Origin of the sequence: Rhizobium subbaraonis (assembly GCF_900220975.1) — a bacterium.
Classification (GTDB): Bacteria; Pseudomonadota; Alphaproteobacteria; order Rhizobiales; family Rhizobiaceae; genus Mycoplana; species Mycoplana subbaraonis.
Map to the genome: position 1 here is coordinate 1 of NZ_OBQD01000016.1, position 23,760 is coordinate 23,760.

Below are 23,760 nucleotides of genomic sequence, written 5' to 3' on the forward strand. Positions count from 1 at the left end.
TCTTCTCGAAAGTCATGACACGGTTCCTTCTCTGAGTTGCGCAGAATGATCTTAGCATCTCGCGCGACGGGTTCGGAGGGCCGTCCACATCATCAATTTTCAGCCCCGTCCCGAAGGGCCGGGTCAGAAAATCGGCTCCCCCATACGCCGGCTCCGCCGGTCGCGTGCCGCGATCCTTGACCCCGCCATCCCCTCACGCCGCGGGTCCTCGTCTTTCACAAACGTCAAGGAGACGACGATGACCTATGCCCTCGAAATCCAGGTTGAAGAGTTGCGCGCCGAGATGCGGGCCGTAGTCGATGCCGCAGAGCGCCGTCAGATCAAGGCCGAGCTCGAACTCGCTCAGGCCGAACTGGCCGCCGCGCTTGCCGAACAGGACGGCAGCCATTCCTCGGAGCCTCCGTTTTGACGGAGGCTTTCTGCCGCAGTTGCCGGCCCAGCCCGCCGGATCGACCGGCGGCCAGGGCCCGACGCTTCGCTTCGCCACCGACCACACCAACACCGCAGCCTGCATCCCACCGGAAGAGATCGGGGACGTAGCCGCGTCCTTCCTTTCGATCCCCTGTCATCGGCATCGGGGATGTTGCAGCCCGGTGGTCGTACCGCAACCTGCCGCCAACAGAATTTTCCTTAGCCTGCGGCTCCTCGCGCCGCAAAATTCCGTCGCCGGCAGGTCCTCCGCATGCGCTGTGGCCCTTTCGGGTGCAGCACGCCTTTCCGGGCCGCGGCCTATCCCCGCAATGACACGTTATCGAAAGGAGTAAACATCATGCGCCAACTCGCCCAATTCCTCACCGCCACCGGTCGCCGGCTGCGCGCACTCGGCAAAGTCGCCGGCCATTTCTTCCGCAAAGGCAAACTCGGCCTCAAGCTCGCAATCAAGATCCCGTTCTTCGTCGAGATCGAGATCGCCTTCGAGACGGACTGGGACCGGCGCCGATAAGGCGCCTGTCGAGGCCCGCTCGCGCGGGCCTCGTTCCACCTGTCGTCCCGCCGGGCGATAGCCGCGTGTCCGCTTCTGGCGAGCGAGATCGAGAAACAGCAGCACCGCCTCCTCTTCACGCTGGAAGATATGCGCTTTTGACTGGCCGCGCGCGCCGATGCGTCCCCAGCGGCGCGTCAGCCGGGTCTCTCCAAACAGGGTTTCCGAGATATCCATGGCATAGTAACGCGCCATGTTCATCGAGGCGTCCTTGCGTTCGATATAAAGCTGATAGGGCTGCGCAATCATGACGACAGAATCGTCGATTGCCGATTCCGCGTCCAACCAGAGATTTGAATCGGTCAGGCCCGACCGATTCATCATGGTGATGGATCAACCGCACCAGGGATGGCGCGCGCCGTCCCAACGCCGCGCTAGACCTTCCGAAATGAGGATCTCGCCGATGGACTGCCCATCGCGGACAACCCTGCGCAACTTCCGGCCATACCTGTCCTCGTCCCGATCACCCGCCTCAAGCGAAAATGCTCCGCCATTGAGAAGGTCGAGCAAACGTATCTTCGCCGTCTCGCCCTTGATCCTTTCCGCCTCGCACCGCGGCGGGCTGAGCTCCGGTGTGTCGATATCCGCAATCCTGATCTTCTGATCACCAAGCCAGAACGTGTCGCCGTCGACCACGCAGTCGCGGTGAAGCCCATCCGGACAGATGCCGAAGCGAACCAAAATCGAACCGCTTGCCCGTGCGGTTATCGGCGGTCCGAGATCAGCGGTGATGTCCTGCGTCGCAACAAGATATCCACCAAGCGCCACCAAAGCGATGATGGTCGCCAATACAATGCTGCTGGGTCGGATACGGCTGGGTTTCCACCTCGGCCGTTTCGGCGGTCTCCTTTCAGCCGTGGCGGCTGGTTTCCGCTTTTCAGTTCGTTTGCTTCGCTCTTCATCGAGCTTGACGATTTTGTTCAATGCCTGCCGGTCCTCGCAATCTGTTTTCGTTTCCCGCCTTATCCAAATATCAACGGAATGAAAGGGCATTCAGGGCGACCCGCTTCGCGGACGGCTCTATTCGCTGCGCGAACGGAGCCCGCAGGCGGTCTCCGCCGATCCCGGTGACGATCCTCTCGCTCGGCTGCGCCGATGGAAATCGCCTCTGGCGATTCATCCCGGTCTGGTCGGGAAAAGAGGGCGCCGCCCTCTCTCCCCAGCAAGGTCCAAGCGCCGGTCTCCCCGTCCTTCCGCGCCTGCTTGTGCAGGACGGGTGATCCCCCTCCGGCGCCTGCGCCTTGCCCCCCTCTCACCCGCCGCTCCGCGCGCGCTCGGGAAGCAGGAGCGGGGCCTGCTTCCTGACCAAAGGCCCATCGCTTCGCGAACCGAAGGAGCTTCAAAATGACCCTCAATGCCTATCTTGTCGAAGTCGAAACCCGCAGCATCCGCATGGTGGCGATCGATCCGGCAAACAGCCTTGCCGACATTCGCCGTCATATCGGATGCAACCTCATCGACATGGTGAGGATCGACCGGAACCATTGCATCATCGTTGACGACAACGGACTGATGGACGAGATCCCATGCTTCACCGAGGTTGCCGATTATGCAAGTCCACTGGCCGGGAAGCTCCTGATCATCGGCACCGACCAGTTTGGCGAAACCGTATCACCGAAACGGCCTATCGAGGATTTTGCCGCCATCCTGACAATCCGGTTCCCGGTTCTATCACCGACTTTCGAAGCAATCAGCGGACCGCACGTCTTCGGCAGCCGCGTCAGCGGTTTTACCGCCACGTTGAAGGCCGCCAATCCGGACGTGATCGCCACGGCGTGACGGCGGCAGAAGGGGGCGGGCAATCCCGTCCCCGTTCACTCTATCCTAGGCGCCATGGAGCTTCGGGTGTTGCGGCCCTGTCGTCGCAGCTTCGCCGGGTGGTCGGGATCGACCGGCCCGCCCGACGGAAAGAGGGCCTGGCCCTCTCACACTCTCCCTCCACACGGACACGGCGCCTTCGGCGCCATGGGCTCTTCTTCTCTGACTTCCCATTTTGCACCCGCCACTCCGGCGTCAAGGACTGCGCGGTTCCCATTTTCAGCCGTCGTCTATGGCGCCATCAGAAAATCGGCTCCCCCGCTTGCCGCCTCCGGCGGTCGCGTGCCGCGATCCCTGACCCCTCGCGGCTATCGTGCGGCCTCCTTCCGTCAGAAAACGAAAGGAGACTTCCTATGACACAGCGCAAGATCAAATACATCGATGGTGGAAGCCCGGAATACTGGCGGCAGCGCACCGAGGGGTTCCGTCTCATCCGCGAGGCAGAACGGGCACTGATCCGTGTCAAAAACGCGCCGCAATACATTGCCGGCAGCTGGGACGAAGACTATGGCGACTATGAGCCGGTCGAAAATCTCGGCCCCTATGACGATATGGATGAGGCAATCCGAGCCATCGAAGCCAATGAGACGGCCGTCGACATCCTCGTTGCCCAACGCCGGACCCATTTCGGCGACTGGCCTGTCGCCGCCGTGATCCGCGAACTGGGGACCGACTGACATGCAGACGAGAGGCGGCACGGTCGCCTCTCGTCTTTTCCGCGTAGTCCTGACCGCTTGCCGGCATCGAGCCTGCGCGCGGTCTTGAGGGGAGAGACTTGCCGCCTCTCCCCCCAAACACCCCTCTCCCTGTGGCGCGGGGCAAGCCCCGCCCGGCCTTTCGGGCCGGTAAACGGACGCTGCCGCGACTTCCCCAAACAATACGGAGAGGATGATCGTCCTGCGCTGCGCCCTCATGCTTCGGGCATCCGCTCCAGACGATCATCCTCTCCTGCGGTGTGCTCGCCGCCCCATCGTTCGCATGTCATCGATGTCCGTTCCCCTTCGGTCACGGGCATCCCGACTGCTCCCGAGGGCGGCTCGCTTCAGCATCTCACCATCATGTCCGGCCCTCGCGCTGTTCCTCCTCCGCGGATCACAGGCGATACACCTGTGATCGCTGTTGCATCGTCTGACGACTCGCAACAGCATTGGCGGGTCGGGCACGTGGGCCGGACATGATGGTGAGAGATGGCAGGATAGGCTAACGGTATACCGCTAGCCGTTTCGCCCGAGGGGCGATGGTCGCCAGGGCGACCGGGCGTCTCCGTGATCTGCAAACTTTTGCCAGAATTGGACAAGAACGACGGGTGTGAGCGATCGATGTACGTCCGGAAGTGAGGAGGGCGGTTGCGCCTGTTTTGAGGGGTTCCCGGAGCCTTCATCCGGCTGGAGATATCCCGGTGATCGGCGATTGTGCGGTTAAGTGAATAAGCGAATAAGTGGGCAGGTGGTTCAGCGAATCCGCGGCTGAGCGATGGTGTGAATGAGTGCTTTGCCGAGTGAGTGCATCGGCAAATAAGCGATTGAGTGGCTCGGTGCTTGGCTGAATAGGTAAATCAGCAGATCGGCAAAGAAGCGTATCGGCGAAATGACGCAACGCCTATTCGCCGAATAGGTAAAGCAGTGAACCGGCGGATGCGCGACCAGGCGAATCCGTGATTGGGCAAGTCGGTGAATGAGCGAATCGGTGTTTACGCCAACCGGAGAATCGGTCGATCAGCAAAGAAGAGAAGCGGTGAAACACCGGTTGCGCGAAGAGGTGAAACCGTCAACAGGTTGTTCTGTCATTGAGCAAACCGGCGAAAGCTCCAATCGGCAAATAGGTCAATGAGCGAACTGTCGTTTTGATACGACAGGCCCAAACATCCCCGTCGGCACGATCAACAACAACAGATCACAAAATAGGGCTTGCGACCTTGAATGCAGCCGTTGAACGAGGAACCGATAACGCGGAAAGCGGGCGTGGCGAAACGGTTACCTGGAGCGATCTCTTCACCTCAGCTCTTTTCGGGGGCTGATCTATGACTCTGCCCGGTCGTAAGCGCGCCGGCGCGCCTTGATGGAGTCCAGATTGTCGTGGACCCAGAAGTTAAATCCCTCGAGGGCGCGCAAAGCTCCATGGGCGATCTCTGTCAGTTCGTATTCGACGCGTGGTGGCACTTCGGGAAAATAGTGACGCACAACAAAGCCGTCGCGCTCGAGATTGCGCAGCGTGAGCGTCAGCATGCGCTGGGTGATCTCACCGACCTCTTTTCTCAAGGTCGAAAAGCGAAGCCGATGACCTTCCGCGAGAGAAAGACGCCAAAGAACCGGCACAGTCCATTTGTCGCTCAGCAGGCTGCAGACCCCGTTTGACGGGATCGGCCTGAACTGTCTGTCGTTTTCTGATCCGCGCGATGGGCCGGCATCGATCTGTTCTTCCAAGGGTGTCATCCTTGTGCCTGATGCTGAAAAATGTGCCGTCTTCCGGCAGAATTACATTCGTATATATAGACGGTCCTTGTTTTAACGCGAGGGCTTCAAGTGACCAATAGCAAGCAACCCATTCTGGTTTTCGGCGCTACCGGAAGACAGGGAGGATCTGTCGCCAATGCTTTGCTGAAGGCGGGATGGCCCGTTCGCGCGCTCGTTCAGGATTCCAGCAAAGCTGCATCTGTGCAATTGCGGAATGCGGGCGTCGAGCTAGTGCAGGGTTCATTTGAAGAGACCAATGTTATCCGCTCAGCGATGAAAGACGCCTATGGCGTCTTTAGCGTGTTGCCAGCCAACCTGGCCGCCGAGGACGAAATTCGTTATGGTATATCGATTGCAGATATAGCTGCCGAAGCCGACATCAATCATTTTGTTTATACGTCAGGCGCGAGTGTTGGGTAAGCGACAAGCCGAGGCCGTTCAGGCTGTGTAATTCCACGGCATGAGTGCGTCGATTTCGCTGCTGGGCCAGCCGTTGGCTATGCGCTCGAGGGTCTGGGTGAGCCATGCCTGCGGATCGACGTTGTTCATCTTCGCCGTCTGCAGGAGCGTGGCGATTGTCGCCCAGGTCTTGCCCCCGCCGTCGCTGCCGGCGAATAGACTGTTCTTTCTGGTAATTGCCTGGGGCCTGATAGCGCGCTCAACGATGTTGGAATCGAGCTCAATGCGGCCGTCGGCGAGGAAGCGTTCGAAGATAGAGCGACGTGAGGTAGCATAGCGGATCGCCTCTGCGAGCTTCGATTTGCCAGAGATCCGCGGTAGGGTCCTCTGCCAGAGGGCGAAGAGCTCAGTGACAACAGCGTCAGATGTCTTCTGGCGCGCCGCGACACGAGCGTCAGGGCTTTGCCCACGCACCGTCTCTTCGACCTGCCAGAGCTTTGCCATGAGCTCCACCGTTTCGGTGGCGATCTTTGAGCTTTCGGAGGCGTGGAGCTCGTAGAACTTGCGCCTGCTGTGGGACCAGCAGCCGGCCAGCATCACACCGTCATTGCCGCCGTCAGATCGGGCAAGCTTGTTGTAGGCACCATACCCGTCAACTTGGAGAATACCGCGATAGCCATTCAGGTGCCGGGCGACACGATCGCCAGCGCGGCTATCTTCGAAGCGATAGGCGACCATCGGCGGACCACTGCCGCCGAAGGGTCTGTCATCTCTGGCATAGGCCCATAGCCAGGCCGTCTTTGCCGATCCGGATCCGGGCGCGAGCGTGGGCAACGTCGTCTCGTCAGCGAAGATCCGCTCAGCCTTCTTGATCTCGGCGAGGATATAGTCGGCCAGGATATCGAGCTCGAAGCCGAGCTTCCCCATCCATTGAGCCATCAGCTTCCGGTCAAGCTCAACCTTGTCGCGGGCATAGATTGCCTCCTGCCGATAGAGCGGAAGGCCGTCTGCATACTTCGAGACCGCGATCTGGGCGAGAAGCGCTTCCGTCGGAATGCCACCCTCGATGATGTGCGCGGGTGCGGCTGCCTGAATGACGCCGTCTTCGTTTTTGAAGGCATACTTCGGCCGGCGGGTGACGATGACCCGGAACTTCGCTGGCACGACATCCAGCCGTTCCGAGACGTCTTCCCCGATCAGCACCTTCTGCTTGCCGGCGTGTTCGGGCAGTTCATCTGGCTCGATCACCACCTCGACCCGCTCCAGGTGAGGTGCGAAGCCTTTGCGCGGCCGCGGCTGACGTTTGCCATCCGGATGGGCTGTGCCCTTGGTGACCTGGGCTCGGATCGCAGCGATGCCGGTCTCGATCTCCTCGAAGACAAAAGCCTGCTGCTCGTCGTCGACGGTTGGGGAGCCAAGCTTCTCCGATCGCCGGCCGAAGCGGGCCCGATCGAAGGCTCTCAGGATCTGGGTCAGTCGCTCGATGCGTTCATCGGCATCGGCGTTTCTGGCCTTCAGGTCTGCGACCTCGCTCTCAAGAGCATCGGTGCGCGCTGCCTTCTCGGCCATGGCAAGGACCATGGCTTTCAGGGTCTCGACATCATCAGGGAGCAGCAGATCGGGCGGCGTCATGAGGCCTACCAGAGCATATTGTGCTCAGGTTTTCCTGCCCTTTCAGACGGTTGATTCACTTCGCCGCAGGCATCTACCCCACGATCTCCGGCGGCTTCACCGCCACAGAGCGAACCCGTCTCCAATCCATGCCATCAACGAGCGCCATGAGCTGGGCATGGTTGAGCTGCACCCGGTTATGGCCGATCCGCGGCCAGCAGAACCGCGCCTTCTCCAGCCGTTTGGAATAGAGGCAGACGCCTGATCCATCCCACCAGACGATCTTGACCCGGTCCGCCCGCTTCGCCCGGAAGAGATAAAGCGAGCCGTTGAACGGATCACTGCCAGCATCGCGCACCAGCGACAGCAGGCTGTCCGGCCCCTTGCGGAAGTCGATGGGATGGCTGGCGAGGAAGACCTTTACACCTGCGGGGATCATGCCGCCCGCACCGCGCGGATCACACGCTGCAGATGCGCCTCGTCGACATGCTGGCCTGCCCGCACGACGATACCGCCAATGATGATTTCGACGACGGGGTCGGGGTCGGATACAACGCTCTGTGGATCCACTGTCGCTGCTGCTTGCCCAGGCTCATCATTTCCCAGGAGTTCTCTGCGCCAGCGATAGAGCTGAGACGGAAGGATCCCGATCTGACGCGCAACTGCTGAGACGTTCACGCCGGGCTGACAGGCTTGCTCGACCGCTGTCGCCTTGAACTCGTCAGACCAGAAACGCCGCAACTGTCGCGGCGAGCCGTCAAGACGATCGGGCACCGCCTCGATCATACGCATCAATCCAAGGCTAGCCGCAGGTCTAGACATAGATCCTCACATTCAGAGAAGTCGTATGTCCGAAATACCCTGCCCAGCATCAGCAGCGCCAGATGGGGTCTCCTTGCCGCTTACAGTGTTGGGAATGAACTGACAGGTGTTCCGCGCTTCGACGCCAAGCCCCGTATCGAAGCCCATGTTCGACAACTCGACATGACGACCACCATCATCCGGCCGATGATTTTCATGGAAATGCTCTTACGACCCGGTTTCGGTCTGGATGAGGGCCGTTTGGTTTCCCTGATCCGACCGGATCATTCCATTCAGCTAATCGCCGTGGAAGACATCGGCCGGTTCGTTGCTGCCGTGCTTGCCGACAAGTCCCGCTTTGGCGGCGCAACACTTAAGATCGCCAGCGACCGCCTGACCGGGCGCGAGCTTGAGGTTCTACTCAGTGAAGCATCCGGTCGCCCGATACGCTACGAACGGTTTCCCGACGGCGTACTGGCTGCAAACGCTGATCTCGCGCATATGGCGGAGAGTCTGGAAGGCGGGCCGCTCGCCGAGCAGGTCGATCTGGAACTCATGCGCGAAATAAACCCCGACCTGCTCACTTTCAGGTCCTGGCTTGCGGGCAGTGGGGGCAGGTCGCTCGATGCAGCTTTGTCGGCATCAGCCTCCTGAGACTAGGCAAGCTTCAAGAATTGCAAGCGAGCATCAACGGGACAGGCTTGTCAGGCAGCCTGCGGCCCTATTGCCGCCATTTTAGGTCGGGGGACCCGGTAGCAACACCGGCCTTACAAGGCGCCTGTCGATGAGCTCTGCGTTTCCGGTCAATGTTCCAGTCTGCATCGGCGAAACCGACCTTACGCTTCGCGGACTTTCTGCGCAAAGCGTTCTACAACGGTGAAGGCCTCCGCGAAACTTGGCCGCGCGCCGTATACCATGTCGCCCATGAGCTTTTCGTAGTGCGCGGCGAATTCGGCATGTGTCGCCATGATCTCAAACGTCTTGAGCGTCTCAGCGCGAGGATCTGACTTGTAGTCCGGGTATTTGTCCGCCCGGTCACCTTTTGCCTCGGCCACCATCGTATCCAGTGCAATTGCAGCTGCTGTATCTAGGTCGTACTTACCGTCCATGCGTGAAATGTCATAGACATGACGGACCAGCGTGTGGTCTAGCGGCTCGTGCCCGGCAAAAGCAAAGCCTGCCCGGCGCCCGAGCGCGACGAACTTGTCGGCAGCCGTTTCCACCAGACGAACGCATTTAACATCGTTGGCCTCGGCCGGCCGACCGGTGGCTTCCCCGACGAATGAGGTGACCGAACACAACTCCGGGGCGGTGCAGATCGGAAAAGCCGCAATTTCGATCTTGATCTCCGGGCGTAGGACACCCTCGCCCTTGGCGATCGGATCGTAGGGCAGGTCGTATCGTACATAAGAGCCGTTCTGGAGTACCCGCACGTGCCCTTCAACCGTGAAGCCGGCGTCTTCCAGACGTTTGCTGACCGCGCGTCTCATACGCTTGAGGGACCCGCGCTCACCGGCATTTTCCCCTACGATGCGCAAGTCTATGTCTTCTGACATGCGTTCGAGCAGACGATATGCCCGGCCAAGCGCCGTCCCGCCACCGAAAGCCAACGTCAATCCGTCGACCTCTACGTCGTGGATCGCCGCGAGGGCACGCACGACGAACCAATCCTTTTCGACGAGGGCCGTCGAGGGCAGGGCGAAGTGGTCCTGCACCTCGAGCAGCGTCTGCAGGTCCGGCTTATCGCTCAACGCGAAGCTCCGTACGGCCGTCGGATAGCCGGCGGCTGAAGCGTTTCCCGACCTTGACGGTAAGATTAACCGGGACCTGGGTGGACTGCCCCAGATTATAGGCCTGGGTGCTGTCACCTTGCTCCCAAGGGACCCCAAGTTTGTTCAGGGCCTGGAGGGCAGCACCGTGAAACCCGTTTGAACTGGAGACCATAACGCGCCCCGACAGCCGTGACCGTACGGCCCGGGCATAGACACCATAGCCCAAGCGTATGAGCGCGCCATCCTTCACCAACGCCCTCAGGGCCCGAAGAACCTGATCGCCGCCGCTCAGGTCAGCAAAGTCGCGCGGAATGAAGACGTCGGTCTTCTTCGTCCGGCTAACTCTCGTCCTGATCCGTTGCTTCAATGTCTGATCCATGATCGGTTTCCCGTTACAAAAACCCGACACTGAATATATGCAAAAACCCGACACATGGCAACCTTGTCCCAATACGTGATACACTGACCAGGCCCCACCAATGCAGCGATGCGGGGCTGTTCCAGCTAGCATCGGTTGCGATACAACACCGTTCAAAGAACAAAAGTTTCAAGCGGTCACGCTGGCGATTGCTGAACGCACGGATGATGGGCAAGCCGGTCCATCCCCATCACCTCTTGCAGCAGGACCGCGAGACTGTTGATCCCCACGCGGAATAGACCGGCTCCTATCGAGGTCGGCCTTGAGGTCAGCGCCCGGTCCGAAGATGAGCCAAAACTTCTCAAGTGTCAGGACACCATACGCTCAGGTGTTCGCCATATCCCAGCTGTCCTCGAGGCTCGCCCTTACGTCCGTTCCGGAAATCGCGCAGCGCCTTCATCCGTCTGAATCACACGGGCAACATTTACCCCGGCAACAGGCATCTCGATCCCCCACGGGTATCGCCTTTCCTGGGAACGTTCAAACTGATAGACCGCGACCCTCGGTAGATTTCGCTTGTCATAGCGACGAGCAAGATTGAACACGACACTGTTCTGGGCTGCCAGAACCAGATGGACTTGCTCCACGCCTATTGCATCGAGCTGTTTCAAGACGCCGAGGAACTGATCGGCTAGCTCTGACTGCCTCGCCTGAGACCAATGAGATGATTGCAGGTCAGGCAATGTCATTCTGACAATCGGGCAGTTAAACGTCGTCGCGAGATCTTCGGTTTTCACCATATACGAAGCTGAGATCGCGAGAACGACTTCCCGCTGTGCCCCGGCCTGTTCCATACCGGTAATTTCAAAACGTGATGCATCGTCTTGACCGTCAAGCAGGCGCCAACGGCTTGCAACCCGATCCCAATCCATGACGACAATATCGCCTTCGTCGTCCAGAAGCAGACCGGTCAAAAAGGTCAATGGGACGGCCGTAAGGCCGCCGTAGACTGTCGTAAGGTCGCTACGTTCGTTGCCCTTCTGCGCCTGATGGACCCAGGTTTTCATTGCGGCAACAGGTGGAAGGAGATCTTCCGGCTCGACGATTACGCCATCCTTACGCTGCCGCAGATCGAGCATGTAGTCGATACGCGTGCCCGTTATGCTTTCGGGTACGGCGGATTTGAGCGATGATCCATCGTCATCGCGCAAACCTCTCCCTTCGATGACAAAGACCTTTTTCCGCGCAAGACGCTTTTGCTCGTTCGCATAACGTATCCAGGCCCACATGGCCGATCCCAACATGAGGGCAATGCAGACGACCGTGATGATCCAGAGAATACTATCGGGCACAGCACCTGCCGTTCCGAACTCTATCGATCCGGACTCCCCTCCGATGGTACCGGAATATTTGAAGACCCAGTTTGCCCCGTGGATTGCAACCAAGACCGCAACGGCTCCGCGGAAAATCCAGCTTTCAGCATGACGGGCTCGCACGAACCACGAGACCAACGATCGAACGACAAAATCCAATGTATTCCAGTTCATCGCGATGCCCTTCAATTTGCGCGCAGGTCGATCATTTCAGGCGGGAGTGCACGCCGGTGCAGGCTCGCTGATGCATTGAAACGGCCCCAAAACCCAAGCTTCACAATCAGGAGCACGGCAAAACCGATACCTCTTTCACCGTCAACCAGTTCCTGCATGGAGCGCACGTCAGTGAGGCTTGGTCGAACCGGGAAACTTGGATGGGAATGCCATTCGCCCAAGTAGTTGAATGCTTGATAATTGTGACCTGTTCGGTCGAAGAACGCATCCAGCGCATGGCGGTGATGATCAGCATCACGCACAAAGTGGGCATCGGCTCCTGACGCTTCGTCCACCGAGAAGTCTAGAACGGAGAAATGCCCGCTTGCAATCTCCTGTCCCATGAGAATGCCGCCGATTTCACGCGATCCGGCTCGCCTCAACGGTAACTTCATGCGATCACGGATCTGTCTGGAGAGTGTCACCCTGATCACGCATTCACCTTCGGAAACAGCGATGTAAGGAGCTCTTTGAGCTCTTCGGACGAAGCCAGTTCCTGCGCACCACCCCAGTCACCTTCCTGCCGAAGATCGATTGGCCAGGTATCAAAGGGCGCATGGAAAATCCATTCGGCCACCAGTCCGATCGCGTAGGCAGAGCAAGGAAAGACGCTTTGCTCGCGCGTGAGAAAATCCAGAATGAACCTGGACGCATGGTTGGCAATTACGCTGACATCAGCGTCATCGGCGATCAACGGTTGGGCGTTATCTCGCTCGATGCCATAGTCCGTCTCGGTTGCGGCGATCCACGGCACGTTATGACTATCGCACCATGCGCGGATTTGGCTGCGCGCTTCGGTAGGGATCGGATCAAACCCCGGGCGGACCCTAGCAATGATGCCGCCGATCCCACCCGCAAAGACCTGACACCAGACCATGGGTTTGCTATGACGACGGGCAACAGCTGCAACGAGGTTGAACGCTCGGGGGTCTGCCGTCGCGTCGACCAATAGGTCGGCTTGGACCAACTCCTCCATAACGGACTCTGTCGATCCCGCACTCTCCTGCTGACCGAGTGCAATCCGCCGAACGGAGATGTCTGCGTTTGCCACCAGATTCTGCAGGCGGGCTCCAAGGGCATCGACTTTGTGTTGACCGATTGCCTGCGCATCAAGATCATTCCTGACAAGGTTTGCCTGGAAAAAGACATCGTCATCGACCAGCGTGAAATTGCGTACGCCAGATCGCGCGAGCGTGCCTGCGATTTTTGAACCCACAGAACCGCAGCCAACGATTGCTATCCGCTTTTGCGCCAAGCTGTCGTAACCTGCAGGCAGCCTTCCAGAGACGCTTGGGGCGACAATTATCTTATAGCCAAAGACACTCTGTTTGCCCTCATAGGGGTAAAGATTTAGCGCGACCCAATGGTTTTCATCTCCAAGCAACACAAAACCATCGAATGGGTTCTTGGGAAGTTTTGCCAGCAGGTCGGGAAACTCTACCGGCATCACGTCGGCGAAATCTTTGGGGCTTAGGCGGAAGCGGTCAACGTTTCGCGTTGTCCGGATAACGAACCCATTTGCGATCGAGGAGTGCGAGGGTTGCGGCGCATTCTGGGCCCACAATATCCCTTCTTCACCTACGCTCATGAGCGATGCGACCCATGTTGGCTTGGCGAGCCGATCCCAGACGGTGATGGCTGTCGGAACATCGACGGGCAAAGCTGCAAGAACCGTCGCGGCGCTGTCGTCAAGAATGAAGCGCGTAAATTCGCCACGGGTCTCCCTGCCGATTGATGCCTGATGCGCTGAGCGGACGATGCCGGGCTCGTTTTCGCCTGGCCGCTCTCCTGACAGAAGACGATGGGCGCTTTCAACCATCATTGCGCCGGTGATCGAAGGAGCCCAGTTGTCCGGCCTGAACTCGAGGCAAAGCTCACCGCCGGGGCCGTACTGATGCCAGGAAAGGCGCCGTTCATCGCGGGGCTGCACCATTGGTGGTGTGTCGGGAAAGGTGGACGGATATATCATGGAAAGACCAAACGTCTCTGCGCCATGTTGCACGTCGAAATCCACGATCAGATGAAGATCATCTCCCAGCCGCCAGGAGATACCCGACAACCAGCCATCGCGTTCAGACAATTGCGCGATCGCAGTTCGCTCGGCTTTCGCACGGGCAACGTCGGTAAGCCACCAGCTCATGCAAATCCCTTCGGCGTAGTGGGAACCCGAGCGGCATTTCCAAAAGACGGAATCGCTGCGACCGGCGCGATGGGAGCCACCGACGCCGCCCTCAGGAGCCCGCCGCCGCCGCCGATGCGGCGCGTGGCCCGATCCGACAATGCTGCGCCCATACGGGCCGACACCGCCTCGTTCATACCCTGCAACGTCGCGGCACGGGCAGCGCGACCGAAGTCTTCCCGTGCTTGGTTGAGCCATCGGAAGAAGGCCTCGGCCTTGCGCGGGTTCTTTTCCCACTTGTCAGCAAAATTTTCGAAAGGGTCGGTCGGGTTTGGAATGATGAATTTGGACCCGTCATGCTGGATATATCGATCCATTCCGTTGAGGATGGAGAAGAGAGCGCCGGCAATGGTGTCTTCCTGAACGTAGGCGTGACCAGACAGGGTCGTGATGATGACGGAAATAGGTTTCAAGTCGGCCTCTTGGGCGAACATATTGTCGCGATGCCGCTTCAAAATCATCACCGCGGCTTGCAGCGGTGTGCGTACGCGGAAGTCCGGAAGTTGCTCGACGCTCGCCGTCACGCCTCGCTGGCGCAACGATTCCACCAGCTCCCGCTTCCGCCGCGCGAGGACCACGGCCATTCGTGACTTGAACCATTCACCGTACCCCTTAGGATTGGAGCGCGGCCAATCATACGTCTTCTGCCTGTAGGTCGGGACTTCCCGGTCGGTGATGGCGATGGCAGTATCTGCCCAACGTACGTCGAAATGGGCACGCTCCAGGAGAAGTCGCTGCTCCATCCCGTTAGGAAGGGCAGGCACGATATCCATGTGGAATTGCGCACCGTCGGCATAGGAAAGCACCCAGCAGCGTCTACCCTCTTCCACAGGCTTCGTCATGCCTTTGGCATCATGATAGGCTTTGATTTCATAACCTAGGAGCTGTTTCAGGTCGAACTGGGTAAGGTCACCTTTCGCAAGCTTCTTGAGCTCGCAAACCGAGTCGACGTCATACTCCTCGGAATCGTTTATCGGCCGGATTGCGGTTCCGAGTCGAAACGATCCCTGCACGTAAGCGGTCGGATCAAAATTGCGAACCGTGCTTTCAGGCCGATGAAACCAGTCGCCTAGAGACTTGTAGCTTCTTTCCGCCTGCTCATACCGGGACTCCGGAATGGCCAGTTCCTCCGCCATCGCCTGAAGAAATCTCTCAACCTGATCGTCAGTACCCGCCATATCCAGCTCCATTTGTCGTCTTGTCCGCCTGCAACTCGCCATAGCGGCGGCAGTCGCGGCGCCCTATGGTCCGGTTTACAAAGGTGCGCCAAACGCCGCAGCGCTCGGGATATGGGAGTGCATTTTTCACCCTGCAAGGGAACTTAGTTTACAAAAATAAGTTGTACACATAGTTATGGAAACCGACTGTTACAAGGAGGCCATTATGATCGGAAACAAGCTTAAGGTTGCCCGATCGGCATCGGGATTCTCGTTGCGCGCTCTTGCGGATGCTATGGACCGGATCGTTTCTGCGCAAGCCATTGGAAAATATGAACGAAACGAGGACATGCCAAGTTCTGGAATTCTGATGGCGTTGGCCAAGGCCCTCGCCGTCTCGGAAGAATACCTTCTCAGGGACGATGAGCTTTCGCTCGAGGGTGTAGATTTCCGAAAAAAATTGGGAACGTCCTCCAAGGAAGTAGCAACGCTGGAGGCCCGTGCCATCCACATGCTGGAGCGCTATCTTGCCGTTGAAGACCTGCTTCACTTGCGGAGCGTAGAGTGGGAGCAGCCACGGAGCGCGCCGCATCCAGTCACCGACGTTCGCGATGCCGAGGATGCAGCCCGATCCGTCCGCGACGATTGGGGTCTCGGCAACGATCCGATTCCACAGCTTGCAGAGTTGCTTGAAGAGCGAGGAATAAAGGTTTTATCACTCGATCTCGACAATGTGGATGGGCTCGCCGCCAAGGTTCGACGTAAGGAGCGCGAAGCTGCGCGAGTGATTGTCGTCAAGCGCAGCACTTGGTCCGAGCGCAAAAGATTCAACCTTGCACATGAATTGGGGCACATGGTCATTGCGCCGTGCGACGGGGTTGACGAGGAAAAAGCCGCACATCGCTTCGCTGGCGCCTTTCTAATGCCGGCCGATGTTTTGCGTGCAGAGGTTGGCGCGCATCGATCGTCGATCAGCATTGGAGAGCTGGTTGCGCTGAAGAAACGTTTCGGTGTGAGCGTCCAGGCGCTTGCATACCGTTGTCAGGATCTCGGCATTATCAGCCAGGCCGCTTGCACACGACTCTTCAAGGTCTTTTCAGAAAGAGGATGGCGCGATGCGCCCTATGAGGAGCCGGAAAGCTTGGCTCCTGAAGTAGAAGAACCAAGGCGCTTCGAGCGCCTGTGCTTCCGCGCCCTAGCTGAGGGGGTAATCGGTGAATCGCGGGCTGCTGAACTGCTCGGTATTTCCGTTCGCGAACTCGACCGGAGGCTGGACCAGGTGGCGGCTTGAACGGTGGCCGTTCTTGTTTCCGATGCGTTAGTTCTGTTCGACCTGAAATGACCCAGTGTTCTGGAAGGAATGTTTCTGCTGCTATTTGAATGTGCTGTCCAGCTTGGGCTTGAGGTCGAGACATTGACGTCCGGCGAACTCCGTCGGGCGAGCCGCGTTGGCCGGTAATATGCGCAGCTGTCGAGGATGTGTCCGAACGGTAGTTTTCCAGCGCCAAGGCTGTCGGCGCAACCACCCGCGAATCTCAGGGGGGACACGACCGGATTGCTTTGGCCGGTTCCACCACCAAACCTGACTTCCCCATCTTGAGCGTTTCGACTATGACTGCTACAAACTTGTATTGAAGTGCAAGTCGCGTCGCTGTGCTCTCACTATGTTCGATGACATTTCTTTCTTGCTGCAAGGCGATGAGCGCCGGCTATGCACTGATATCCGCAAGTCCCACCAGCAAAATAGCAAGACGGGTTTCCCACTGACAAGCCACCGATCTCTACTGACGAAGGAATGGTACCGTGTACCGGTCAGCATTGATTGCCCGCACTGCGGTGCTGAGACGCGGACCGCAGGTATCGTGGCTGGCCCATCCAGTCTGGTGAGCACCGCAGAGTTATCGGCTGAGAGTGATGTCAAGCAAGCCTGGACGCGGTTTGGCGCGTTCGCATTCGTCGAGTCGCTTGGCGGCCGCACCGAAAACATCGAACGCTTGGTTCTCGGTCGTTTTCACAACACGTTCTCTGTCCGGAACGATCAGTTGGTGCAGATCTGCGAGCACTGCGAGGAAGGTCTCGCGCCAAATCTCGTCCGTTCGGGTGTTATGAACGGCTTTGTGCGCCTCGGGCAACGGCGGCTGCTGGTAAACGAACGTTTGCTGCTGTTCTCGTCTGTGGTGGCTCTTACGGAGTTTGCTTGCGGGACCTGGATCGAGGAGTGCGACGTTCCTCTTCCAGACTACGCGATGATGCTCACCTGCGACACGGAAACCCAGGACGGCGAAACCGGTACCGTCGAACTGTGGCACAGCATTGCCCGCAACGACTATGCGATCGTCGTCAAGGGCCATGATGGACGTGAACTGTTTCGCGATGGCCTGAATGATGACCTCAAAGAGGTAACCACGACCATTGGAACGCTTGGGTTGGTCCTGACCAAATTGCATCTGGCGCAGCCTTCGTCGCCCTATTGCGGGCTCGCACGGGATCTCTTTCTCGAAGCCCTCGAACATGCCGGATATCAGCAGGAAACTTAGGAGGTGAGCCGTGCAAATCTTGAAGGCGCTGTTTTGGCCTATGGCCGTCGCAATTCCCTTGGCCGCATGCGGGCGGCTTGAGCAGCCGCCCCGGCCGCTGCCGCCAGCGCCGTATGCCTATCTCAGCCTCACAGCCTGCAGGAACTATCCCAGAAATATCACCGAGTGCCAGCTGGAGTATGGCACGTCGTTCGGGCGCCATCGTCTTGGGCCGGTGCAGCAGGTCTCACGTGGCTTCGCGCCGAATCTTGATGGTTCTCGTTATCAGGTTTCTTCTTGCTGGCCGGTATCCAGGATCCAGCGGGAACTGCCAAATTTTACGTGCCGAATCTATCAAGGACAGTCAGGTGCCGACGCCGGTTTCGTGCTGGTCAAAGGGGGAACCGCTGTTCGTTTGGCTCAAATTCTTGGCGATCGAGACCAGATCGAGTATCGATGGAAGCCGGATCGGTGGTCGCGGCTAAAGGATTGATTTTGTGTAGTATTTCTGAAGGCGATATCGGCCTTTGGGATAAAACTTGTACTCCAGTTATATTTTTCAGTTGATTTCCGGCGCGGATTGCAGTCCATAACTTGTATTGAAGTACAAGTTATGGACTGGTTCGGAATGGATGACAGCCTGCTTTCTTCTGTGATTAGACCGCGATCCAGAGTGTTACGAAGGGCAGTCTGGCCTGCGGTGACGTCTGTGCTCCTGGCTACATGTCTTGCCGCAACGTCCGCCGAGAGCGACCCACTCAAGATCGGCGAGAACCATGACCATACCGATTGGTCGTTCCGGTTCGCGGGTGAAACCTCAAGTGAGCCCGATGCGCTGTCAGCACTCGCCGTCGACGCTGACCCACACCCACCGCCAAGCATCGACCTTACCAGTTTCAATGAGCGTTTTGGGGGACAGGCCAATACCAACGCAATTCCCGCAATTCTTTCATTTGTTGCAGAAGCAGCGATTGAAGCCGACGACAGTAACACAGAGCTACCGGGAGAAGCGGCCGGCAGCATGAGAGCACGGCGCGACCGCGCCGTGCTCTCGCCCATCAGCGTTTTCTCGTCTGACGCAGGCACCGTCCATCGGTCTACCAATCCAGCCGTCGAAGCACGCACGTCTTCCGATCGGACAGTGACGCAAGCCCGTCCCGACCTGCTTTCCGGCGTACCTGAAGACTACGCAGCCCTTGCGTTGACAATCGCAGCCGAGGAGGACGTCGATCCGAACTGGGTTCTGTCGATCATGCGGGCGGAAAACGCAAGGTTCGATCCCGGCCTTGTCAGTTCGGCCGGCGCCATCGGTTTGATGCAGGTCATGCCGAAGATCGGCGAGGCCTTTGGCGTCCATGACCTCACCGACCCCGAACCGAACATTCGCGCGGGCACGCGTTTCCTGCGGGTGCTCATCGACAAGTATAGCAACCCTGTGCTGATCGCCTCCGCATACAATGCTGGAGAACCCCGCGTTGACGCGCATCAATCCCTGCCGCTGATCCGCGAAACCGCGGACTATGTGACACGTGTTGTCGGCTACTACACCGGCAAGTCGGCAAGCTCCCAGCCTCCGACACCTGCTCCGACACCTGACTCTCAATCCAATCAGCACCGCCGATCAGGCCCGGCCGACCGGGCAAGGTCCCCGATGCTTGTTTTCTCAGCTGCAAGCCCGCTCGCTTCGGACAGCCGCTACCCGCAGCCGCTGAAAGCGGCGCAACTCGGCGGTCCGGTCAAAATCGTCAAGGAAGAGGTACTTCAATGAACATAGTGGTCATGGCAATTCTTGTTGGCAGCGTAACCTGCCGCTCCCTGGTCAAACGCAAGTGGGCCGGCCATGCCGCGATGGTGCTGCTTGCCGCCTCGGTGCTGTTCGTCAGTCAATACGAGCCGGCGGCAGCGCAGAGCCTCGATGCCCTGGAGAATGCTGCCGACAGACTGGTACAGTTCTTCACTGGCGCATTCGGTCGCTCCGTCGGCGCGATCGCGTTCATCGGTATGTTCCTGGCAGCGGCCTTTGGCTTCTGGTCCTGGGGCGCGCTTCTGCGGGTCGGTGGAAGCCTCGCCGGCATGTTCGCTGCCGCTGAGCTTGTCGACTTCTTAGCTGGGGCGGGATCGTAATCATGGCGAACTCCGGCAACAAGACGTCAGGCGGTGACGACTATATCGAATCCTATCCCGTCATCCTGGCCCTCACGCGGCCGCCGACGGTGATGGGGATCCCTTACACCTACTTCCTGGCGGAATGCTTCGTCTCGCTGATGGTGTTCATGGTGCTGGGCTCCATCCTCTGGTTTCCCGTCTCCTTCGTCATCCTGCACGGGATTCTTTATGTGCTGACGGTCAAACTCGATCTCTGGTTCTTCGACATCCTCGGCCGTCTCAGCATGTGCGGCATAAATCCCCTCGGCCGCAGACTTGGCGGGGGTATCCGGACCTACGGAGCCTGACCGATGAGCACGATGGCAAGATCGCTGAAGGGAAGTTTGTCGAAGGGTTGGGAGATCTTCGCCGATCGCAGTATCTCGACCCATGTTCCCTTCTACGTTCCGATCGAAAACGGCATTATCCGGCTGAAGAACGATTGCCTGGTCTCGACCCTGCGTCTCACAGGTTTTTCGTTCGAAACGGCCGACATTGAAACGATCAACATGCTGCAGCGGCAGCGAAACTCGGCTTTCCGCGCCATTTCCTCGATTGGCAATTTTGCGCTCTACACCCATGTTGTCAGGCGCAAGGTCGCACCGTCCTTGCCGGCAACCTTTACCGACCCCTTTATCCAGCGTCTGGACGATGTCTATCAGGCGAGCATCTCGCGCAACGAGATGTTCGTCAACGACACCTACATCTCGCTCGTCGTGCGCCCGCTGTTCAAACAAGGATCCGCGCTTTCCCGCATCATGGGCATCGGTGGCGATGTCGTTCGCAAGGAGCAGTTTCGCTCGATGCGAGACAAATTGGTTGAAGCCACCAAGGCGCTCGAGAAGTCGCTTGCCGCTTACGGTCCCAAAGTCCTGCGCGACGTACAGCGCATCCAGGTGGATCTTGGCAACGGCAAGACGATCTACCGCGACTTTTCCGAAAACATGGAGGTCGAGGAGGGGACTCAAAAAATCTGGTTTTCGGAACAATGCGAGTTCTTCTACACGCTGCTGAATGGCGGCCGTGTCCGACCGATCCGGCTCGGCAACCTCCCCATAGACGCGATGCTGCCAGCGCGCCGCACATCGATCGGCAACCGAACCATCCATCTTCAGGGCGATACGCCTGGCGATGACCGCTATGCCGCGGTGGTGTCCTTGAAGGAATATCCGCCCGAGACGGGCGCCGGCATGCTCGATTACATTCTCAAGCTCCCATTCGAGATGGTGCTTGCCCAATCCATGTCTTTCATTGACGACATGGCCGCGAGAAGCAGGATCGAGCGCCTCGACCGGCAGCTGTCGAAGGCAGACGAGGGTGGTTCCAGCGTGCACGCCAATCTCGATCTTGCGCGTGATGAACTGGCGAGGAAACGCGTTGCCTTCGCCGAGCATCATCTCACCGTCATGCCAGTGGCGAGATCGGCGGCCCAACTCGACGATGGTGTCGCCCTGATTGGCAACGAACTTGGTGCGCTGGGTGCCTCCTATGTCCGCGAAGATCTGAACGCGGAACCGGCCTATTGGGCGCAGCTCCCTGGCAATCAGGCCTATATCGCCCGACGTGCCGTAATCTCGACGCTCAATTGCGCGGGCCTGAGCAGCTTTCACGCCTATCCCTACGGCAAGCCGGACGGCAATCATTGGGGTCCAGCGATCACCATTTTCGAAACGACGTCAGGCACGCCGTTCTTCTTCAACTTTCACCAGGGCGATGTCGGGCACACAACGGTGTTCGGACCGACGGGTTCCGGCAAGACCGTGATCATGGCCTTCCTGATCCTTCAGGCCTACCGCGTCAGCCCGCGCCTGAAAACGATCGTCTTCGACAAGGACCGCGGTCTCGACATCATGGTACGGGCGGCCGGCGGAACCTATATGACGCTCGAACCTGGCGAGCCGTCCGGTTGGAACCCATTGCTCCTCGACGATACCGAGGAGAACCGCGTTTTCCTCTATCGTCTCTTAAGCTTCATGTTGAAGCCGGCGAAGGAAGGCGAGAGCCTGACGCCACAGGAAGAGATCATCATCCGCACCGCGATCAAGTCGGTCTTGAAGACAAAGGACCGATCCTATCGCCGCCTGTCGTCACTCCGCGCCCTGCTGGCGGGCAGTGAGCGGACCGAGGGAAGCCTGATCGCGCGGCTCGACAAGTGGGTTGATCACGGACCCTATGCGTGGCTCTTCGACAATGCCGACGACAATCTCGATATCTCCCGGCCGATGATTGGCTTCGACATGACGTCGATCCTCGACGATCCCCCGGTGCGAACCGCAGCACTCCTTTACATGTTCCATCGGCTCGATGAGGTCTATGACGGCAAGGCACCGATCATCAATCTCATGGACGAAGCCTGGAAGCTGCTCGACGACGACGAGTTCAAGCGCACCATGAAGGATTACTTCAAGACCATTCGTAAACGGAATGGCCTCGTTATCTTCGGCACCCAGTCGGCCGACGACGTGGTGCAGTCGAGCGTCAGCCGGACGATCATCGAACAGACATCGACCAACATCTTCTTCGCCAATCCGAAAGCCGACGAAAACTCCTACATGGAGCATTTCGGGCTTTCGAGGGCTGAGTTCGATTGGGTCAAGAATGGCGACCCGGCCTCCCGCTTCATGCTGATCAAGCAGGCGAAGAGCAGCGTGATCGCCCGTGTCGACATGTCCCATATGCCAGAATTCATCAGGGTGCTGTCCGGCCGCGAGGAGACCGTCCGCGAGGTCGAGATGCTGCTCGACGAATATGGCAACGATCCGAAGAACTGGCTGTCGAAATTCTGCGACTGGGAGGGGGATGCGTCAGATGACCAACGCAAGATTTCCTGAACTGGCGACCGTCGGCGCTATCGTGCTCTCCACTTTACTCACATCCGCACCCGTCTTTGCGCAAGTGCCGGTAATCGATAACGCCCGCCGGAAGATCCAGCAGGCGACGGAGAACTGGTACAAGACCTATCAGTCGGACACGCAAGCGTTGAAGGGTGCGTCAGGCGGCACGACAGACAGCGTAGCGCCCGGGCAGGGATCCGGTGCGCCGGCGGATTGCTCGGCCGATGGCATGGCCGGTGAGACCACGCCTGCCAGCCCGTCGAAGCGCACGCATAGCCAGCAGGAAGTTGCCCGTATGGTGACGGACGAGGCGATCCGCCAGGGGGTCGATCCCAATTTCGCGCTGGCGATCGCCGAGCAGGAGTCACGCTTCCGCCAATCGGCGCGCTCGCCGGTTGGCGCGACCGGCGTCATGCAACTCATGCCCGGGACCGCGGCGGGTCTCGGCGTCAACCCTTACGACCTGCGCGACAATATCCGCGGCGGCGTCAAATACATCAAGCAATTGCAGGGCATGTTCGGCAATCGCTATGACCTGATCGCCGCCGGATACAATGCCGGGCCTTACCGTCAGTCCCTCCAGAACGGACGGATACCCAATATTCCCGAGACACAGGATTACGTCAAAAAAGTCTCGGCCTACTACAGCCGGAACAAGGCTGAGAACGGCGACCGGACCCCGTCGGGCGATGATGTCGAGACGGAAACCGTCAGTGATGCGCGCGGATGCGGGGAGCAGCTGAAAAAGGCCGTCGACCGCAATACTCAGGCGCAGGTCGAACGTGGTTCAGTCTGGAACGAGCTGCTCGGAAAATCGCTAGCGGCAAACCAGCAATATTTGCAGCGTCTGCAGGCTGGGCTCCAGTCTTCTTCTGCGGCCTTGCGCGGCTCGGGAGGCGGCAACGCCAAGGACCACGATGGTTCGCTCGTCATGGCTGAAGTCCAGTGCCCCTCGACCATCATTGATACCGGCAGCACCCGATGCTTTGCGGTGCCAACAACCGCCACCACAGATCAGATTCAGCGTTGGCTCGAGGACCTTCAGGAGCAGGCACGCGCCAGTGGCGATGTCGCGACCTTTTCGGTGTTGGAGGACCCGGCGCTCGGGCTCGTGACAGTTGTCGACGCCAGGCCAACTGCAAATTGAAC

At 58.9% G+C, this 23,760-nt stretch carries 25 protein-coding genes and 1 pseudogene; 14 read left to right on the forward strand and 12 right to left on the reverse strand.

Annotation, left to right across the window (positions count from 1 at the left end):
• The first annotated feature begins 238 nt into the window (after positions 1-238).
• On the forward strand, positions 239-409 hold the full coding sequence (locus CRO48_RS32325; protein WP_011982966.1) for a hypothetical protein: 171 nt from the start codon (positions 239-241) through the stop codon (positions 407-409).
• 636 nt (positions 410-1,045) lie between these two features.
• On the opposite strand, the pseudogene CRO48_RS32980 reads toward CRO48_RS32325, so the two are convergent.
• Positions 1,046-1,306: pseudogene (locus tag CRO48_RS32980) on the reverse strand (WGR domain-containing protein); the annotation flags it as partial.
• A gap of 9 nt (positions 1,307-1,315) precedes the next feature.
• Complete coding sequence (locus tag CRO48_RS22110) at positions 1,316-1,753, reverse strand: thermonuclease family protein (RefSeq protein ID WP_407071949.1); 438 nt, start codon at positions 1,751-1,753, stop codon at positions 1,316-1,318.
• Between the two features lie 573 nt (positions 1,754-2,326).
• On the opposite strand from CRO48_RS22110, the gene CRO48_RS22115 reads away from it, so the two are divergent.
• The 3 genes from CRO48_RS22115 to CRO48_RS32330 all read left to right on the forward strand — a co-directional run bounded on the left by CRO48_RS22115 (position 2,327) and on the right by CRO48_RS32330 (position 4,630).
• A complete protein-coding gene (locus CRO48_RS22115) occupies positions 2,327-2,761 on the forward strand; it encodes a DUF3846 domain-containing protein (protein WP_052760284.1) in 435 nt (144 codons plus the stop codon).
• A 392-nt stretch (positions 2,762-3,153) separates the two neighbouring features.
• A complete protein-coding gene (locus CRO48_RS22120; protein WP_011982970.1) occupies positions 3,154-3,477 on the forward strand; it encodes a hypothetical protein in 324 nt (107 codons plus the stop codon).
• Between the two features lie 997 nt (positions 3,478-4,474).
• Entirely contained in the window at positions 4,475-4,630 is a 156-nt protein-coding gene (locus CRO48_RS32330) for a hypothetical protein (RefSeq protein ID WP_156316089.1), read from the forward strand.
• A 188-nt stretch (positions 4,631-4,818) separates the two neighbouring features.
• Here the strand turns inward: CRO48_RS32330 and CRO48_RS22125 are convergent, their stop codons facing one another.
• Positions 4,819-5,232, reverse strand: a complete 414-nt coding sequence (locus tag CRO48_RS22125; RefSeq protein ID WP_052820907.1) for a winged helix-turn-helix transcriptional regulator — start codon at positions 5,230-5,232, stop codon at positions 4,819-4,821.
• Between the two features lie 90 nt (positions 5,233-5,322).
• Here CRO48_RS22125 and CRO48_RS22130 point away from each other — a divergent pair, with 90 nt between their 5' ends.
• Positions 5,323-5,673: an NmrA family NAD(P)-binding protein gene (locus CRO48_RS22130; RefSeq protein WP_082179043.1), complete on the forward strand. Its 351-nt coding sequence runs from the start codon at positions 5,323-5,325 to the stop codon at positions 5,671-5,673.
• An 18-nt stretch (positions 5,674-5,691) separates the two neighbouring features.
• Here the strand turns inward: CRO48_RS22130 and tnpC are convergent, their stop codons facing one another.
• The 3 genes from tnpC to CRO48_RS22145 form a co-directional block, all read right to left on the reverse strand.
• Complete coding sequence (gene tnpC, locus CRO48_RS22135) at positions 5,692-7,284, reverse strand: IS66 family transposase (protein ID WP_052820909.1); 1,593 nt, start codon at positions 7,282-7,284, stop codon at positions 5,692-5,694.
• 73 nt (positions 7,285-7,357) lie between these two features.
• The gene (gene tnpB / locus CRO48_RS22140) at positions 7,358-7,702 is read right to left on the reverse strand and encodes an IS66 family insertion sequence element accessory protein TnpB (RefSeq protein WP_052820910.1); all 345 of its coding nucleotides are present in this window, start codon (positions 7,700-7,702) and stop codon (positions 7,358-7,360) included.
• Positions 7,699-8,049 carry a transposase gene (locus CRO48_RS22145; protein ID WP_176526848.1) on the reverse strand — a complete coding sequence of 117 codons (351 nt, stop codon included), beginning with the start codon at positions 8,047-8,049 and terminating at the stop codon, positions 7,699-7,701. The genes tnpB and CRO48_RS22145 overlap by 4 nt, the downstream gene beginning before the upstream one ends.
• Between CRO48_RS22145 and CRO48_RS22150 the strand changes: the two genes are divergently transcribed.
• Positions 7,957-8,718, forward strand: coding sequence for an NmrA family NAD(P)-binding protein (locus CRO48_RS22150; protein ID WP_237681279.1), 762 nt, complete (start codon positions 7,957-7,959; stop codon positions 8,716-8,718). The two genes, CRO48_RS22145 and CRO48_RS22150, sit on opposite strands and share 93 nt — an antisense overlap.
• 182 nt (positions 8,719-8,900) lie before the next feature.
• On the opposite strand, the gene CRO48_RS22155 is transcribed toward CRO48_RS22150, so the two are convergent.
• From CRO48_RS22155 to CRO48_RS22180, 6 genes are all read right to left on the reverse strand, one after another.
• On the reverse strand, positions 8,901-9,815 hold the full coding sequence (locus CRO48_RS22155; protein ID WP_234905345.1) for a nucleotidyl transferase AbiEii/AbiGii toxin family protein: 915 nt from the start codon (positions 9,813-9,815) through the stop codon (positions 8,901-8,903).
• Positions 9,805-10,215 (reverse strand): DUF6088 family protein, encoded by a 411-nt coding sequence (locus tag CRO48_RS22160; protein WP_052820911.1) that lies wholly within the window; start codon positions 10,213-10,215, stop codon positions 9,805-9,807. The genes CRO48_RS22155 and CRO48_RS22160 overlap by 11 nt, the downstream gene beginning before the upstream one ends.
• A 404-nt stretch (positions 10,216-10,619) precedes the next feature.
• A complete protein-coding gene (locus tag CRO48_RS22165) occupies positions 10,620-11,741 on the reverse strand; it encodes an SAVED domain-containing protein (protein ID WP_141402094.1) in 1,122 nt (373 codons plus the stop codon).
• An 11-nt stretch (positions 11,742-11,752) separates the two neighbouring features.
• Positions 11,753-12,214 (reverse strand): Mov34/MPN/PAD-1 family protein, encoded by a 462-nt coding sequence (locus CRO48_RS22170; RefSeq protein WP_197283355.1) that lies wholly within the window; start codon positions 12,212-12,214, stop codon positions 11,753-11,755.
• Positions 12,211-13,920: a ThiF family adenylyltransferase gene (locus tag CRO48_RS22175; RefSeq protein WP_052820913.1), complete on the reverse strand. Its 1,710-nt coding sequence runs from the start codon at positions 13,918-13,920 to the stop codon at positions 12,211-12,213. The genes CRO48_RS22170 and CRO48_RS22175 overlap by 4 nt, the downstream gene beginning before the upstream one ends.
• Entirely contained in the window at positions 13,917-15,149 is a 1,233-nt protein-coding gene (locus tag CRO48_RS22180; protein WP_210202018.1) for a nucleotidyltransferase domain-containing protein, read from the reverse strand. The genes CRO48_RS22175 and CRO48_RS22180 overlap by 4 nt, the downstream gene beginning before the upstream one ends.
• Before the next feature lie 193 nt (positions 15,150-15,342).
• Here CRO48_RS22180 and CRO48_RS22185 point away from each other — a divergent pair, with 193 nt between their 5' ends.
• The 8 genes from CRO48_RS22185 to CRO48_RS22215 all read left to right on the forward strand — a co-directional run bounded on the left by CRO48_RS22185 (position 15,343) and on the right by CRO48_RS22215 (position 23,758).
• Entirely contained in the window at positions 15,343-16,407 is a 1,065-nt protein-coding gene (locus tag CRO48_RS22185) for a helix-turn-helix domain-containing protein (RefSeq protein WP_052820950.1), read from the forward strand.
• Between the two features lie 373 nt (positions 16,408-16,780).
• Positions 16,781-17,653 carry a hypothetical protein gene (locus tag CRO48_RS22190; protein WP_237681278.1) on the forward strand — a complete coding sequence of 291 codons (873 nt, stop codon included), beginning with the start codon at positions 16,781-16,783 and terminating at the stop codon, positions 17,651-17,653.
• A 10-nt stretch (positions 17,654-17,663) separates the two neighbouring features.
• Complete coding sequence (locus CRO48_RS31855; RefSeq protein ID WP_141402095.1) at positions 17,664-18,125, forward strand: hypothetical protein; 462 nt, start codon at positions 17,664-17,666, stop codon at positions 18,123-18,125.
• 135 nt (positions 18,126-18,260) lie between these two features.
• Positions 18,261-19,400 carry a lytic transglycosylase domain-containing protein gene (locus CRO48_RS22195; protein WP_052820952.1) on the forward strand — a complete coding sequence of 380 codons (1,140 nt, stop codon included), beginning with the start codon at positions 18,261-18,263 and terminating at the stop codon, positions 19,398-19,400.
• Positions 19,397-19,756 (forward strand): TrbC/VirB2 family protein, encoded by a 360-nt coding sequence (locus tag CRO48_RS22200; RefSeq protein ID WP_051517880.1) that lies wholly within the window; start codon positions 19,397-19,399, stop codon positions 19,754-19,756. Before CRO48_RS22195 ends, CRO48_RS22200 begins: the two co-directional genes overlap by 4 nt.
• A 2-nt stretch (positions 19,757-19,758) precedes the next feature.
• Positions 19,759-20,085, forward strand: coding sequence for a VirB3 family type IV secretion system protein (locus CRO48_RS22205; RefSeq protein ID WP_052820915.1), 327 nt, complete (start codon positions 19,759-19,761; stop codon positions 20,083-20,085).
• Positions 20,086-20,088: 3 nt separating this feature from the next.
• Positions 20,089-22,608, forward strand: coding sequence for a VirB4 family type IV secretion/conjugal transfer ATPase (locus CRO48_RS22210; protein ID WP_052820916.1), 2,520 nt, complete (start codon positions 20,089-20,091; stop codon positions 22,606-22,608).
• Positions 22,586-23,758, forward strand: coding sequence for a lytic transglycosylase domain-containing protein (locus CRO48_RS22215; RefSeq protein ID WP_052820917.1), 1,173 nt, complete (start codon positions 22,586-22,588; stop codon positions 23,756-23,758). Before CRO48_RS22210 ends, CRO48_RS22215 begins: the two co-directional genes overlap by 23 nt.
• Positions 23,759-23,760 lie beyond the last annotated feature (2 nt).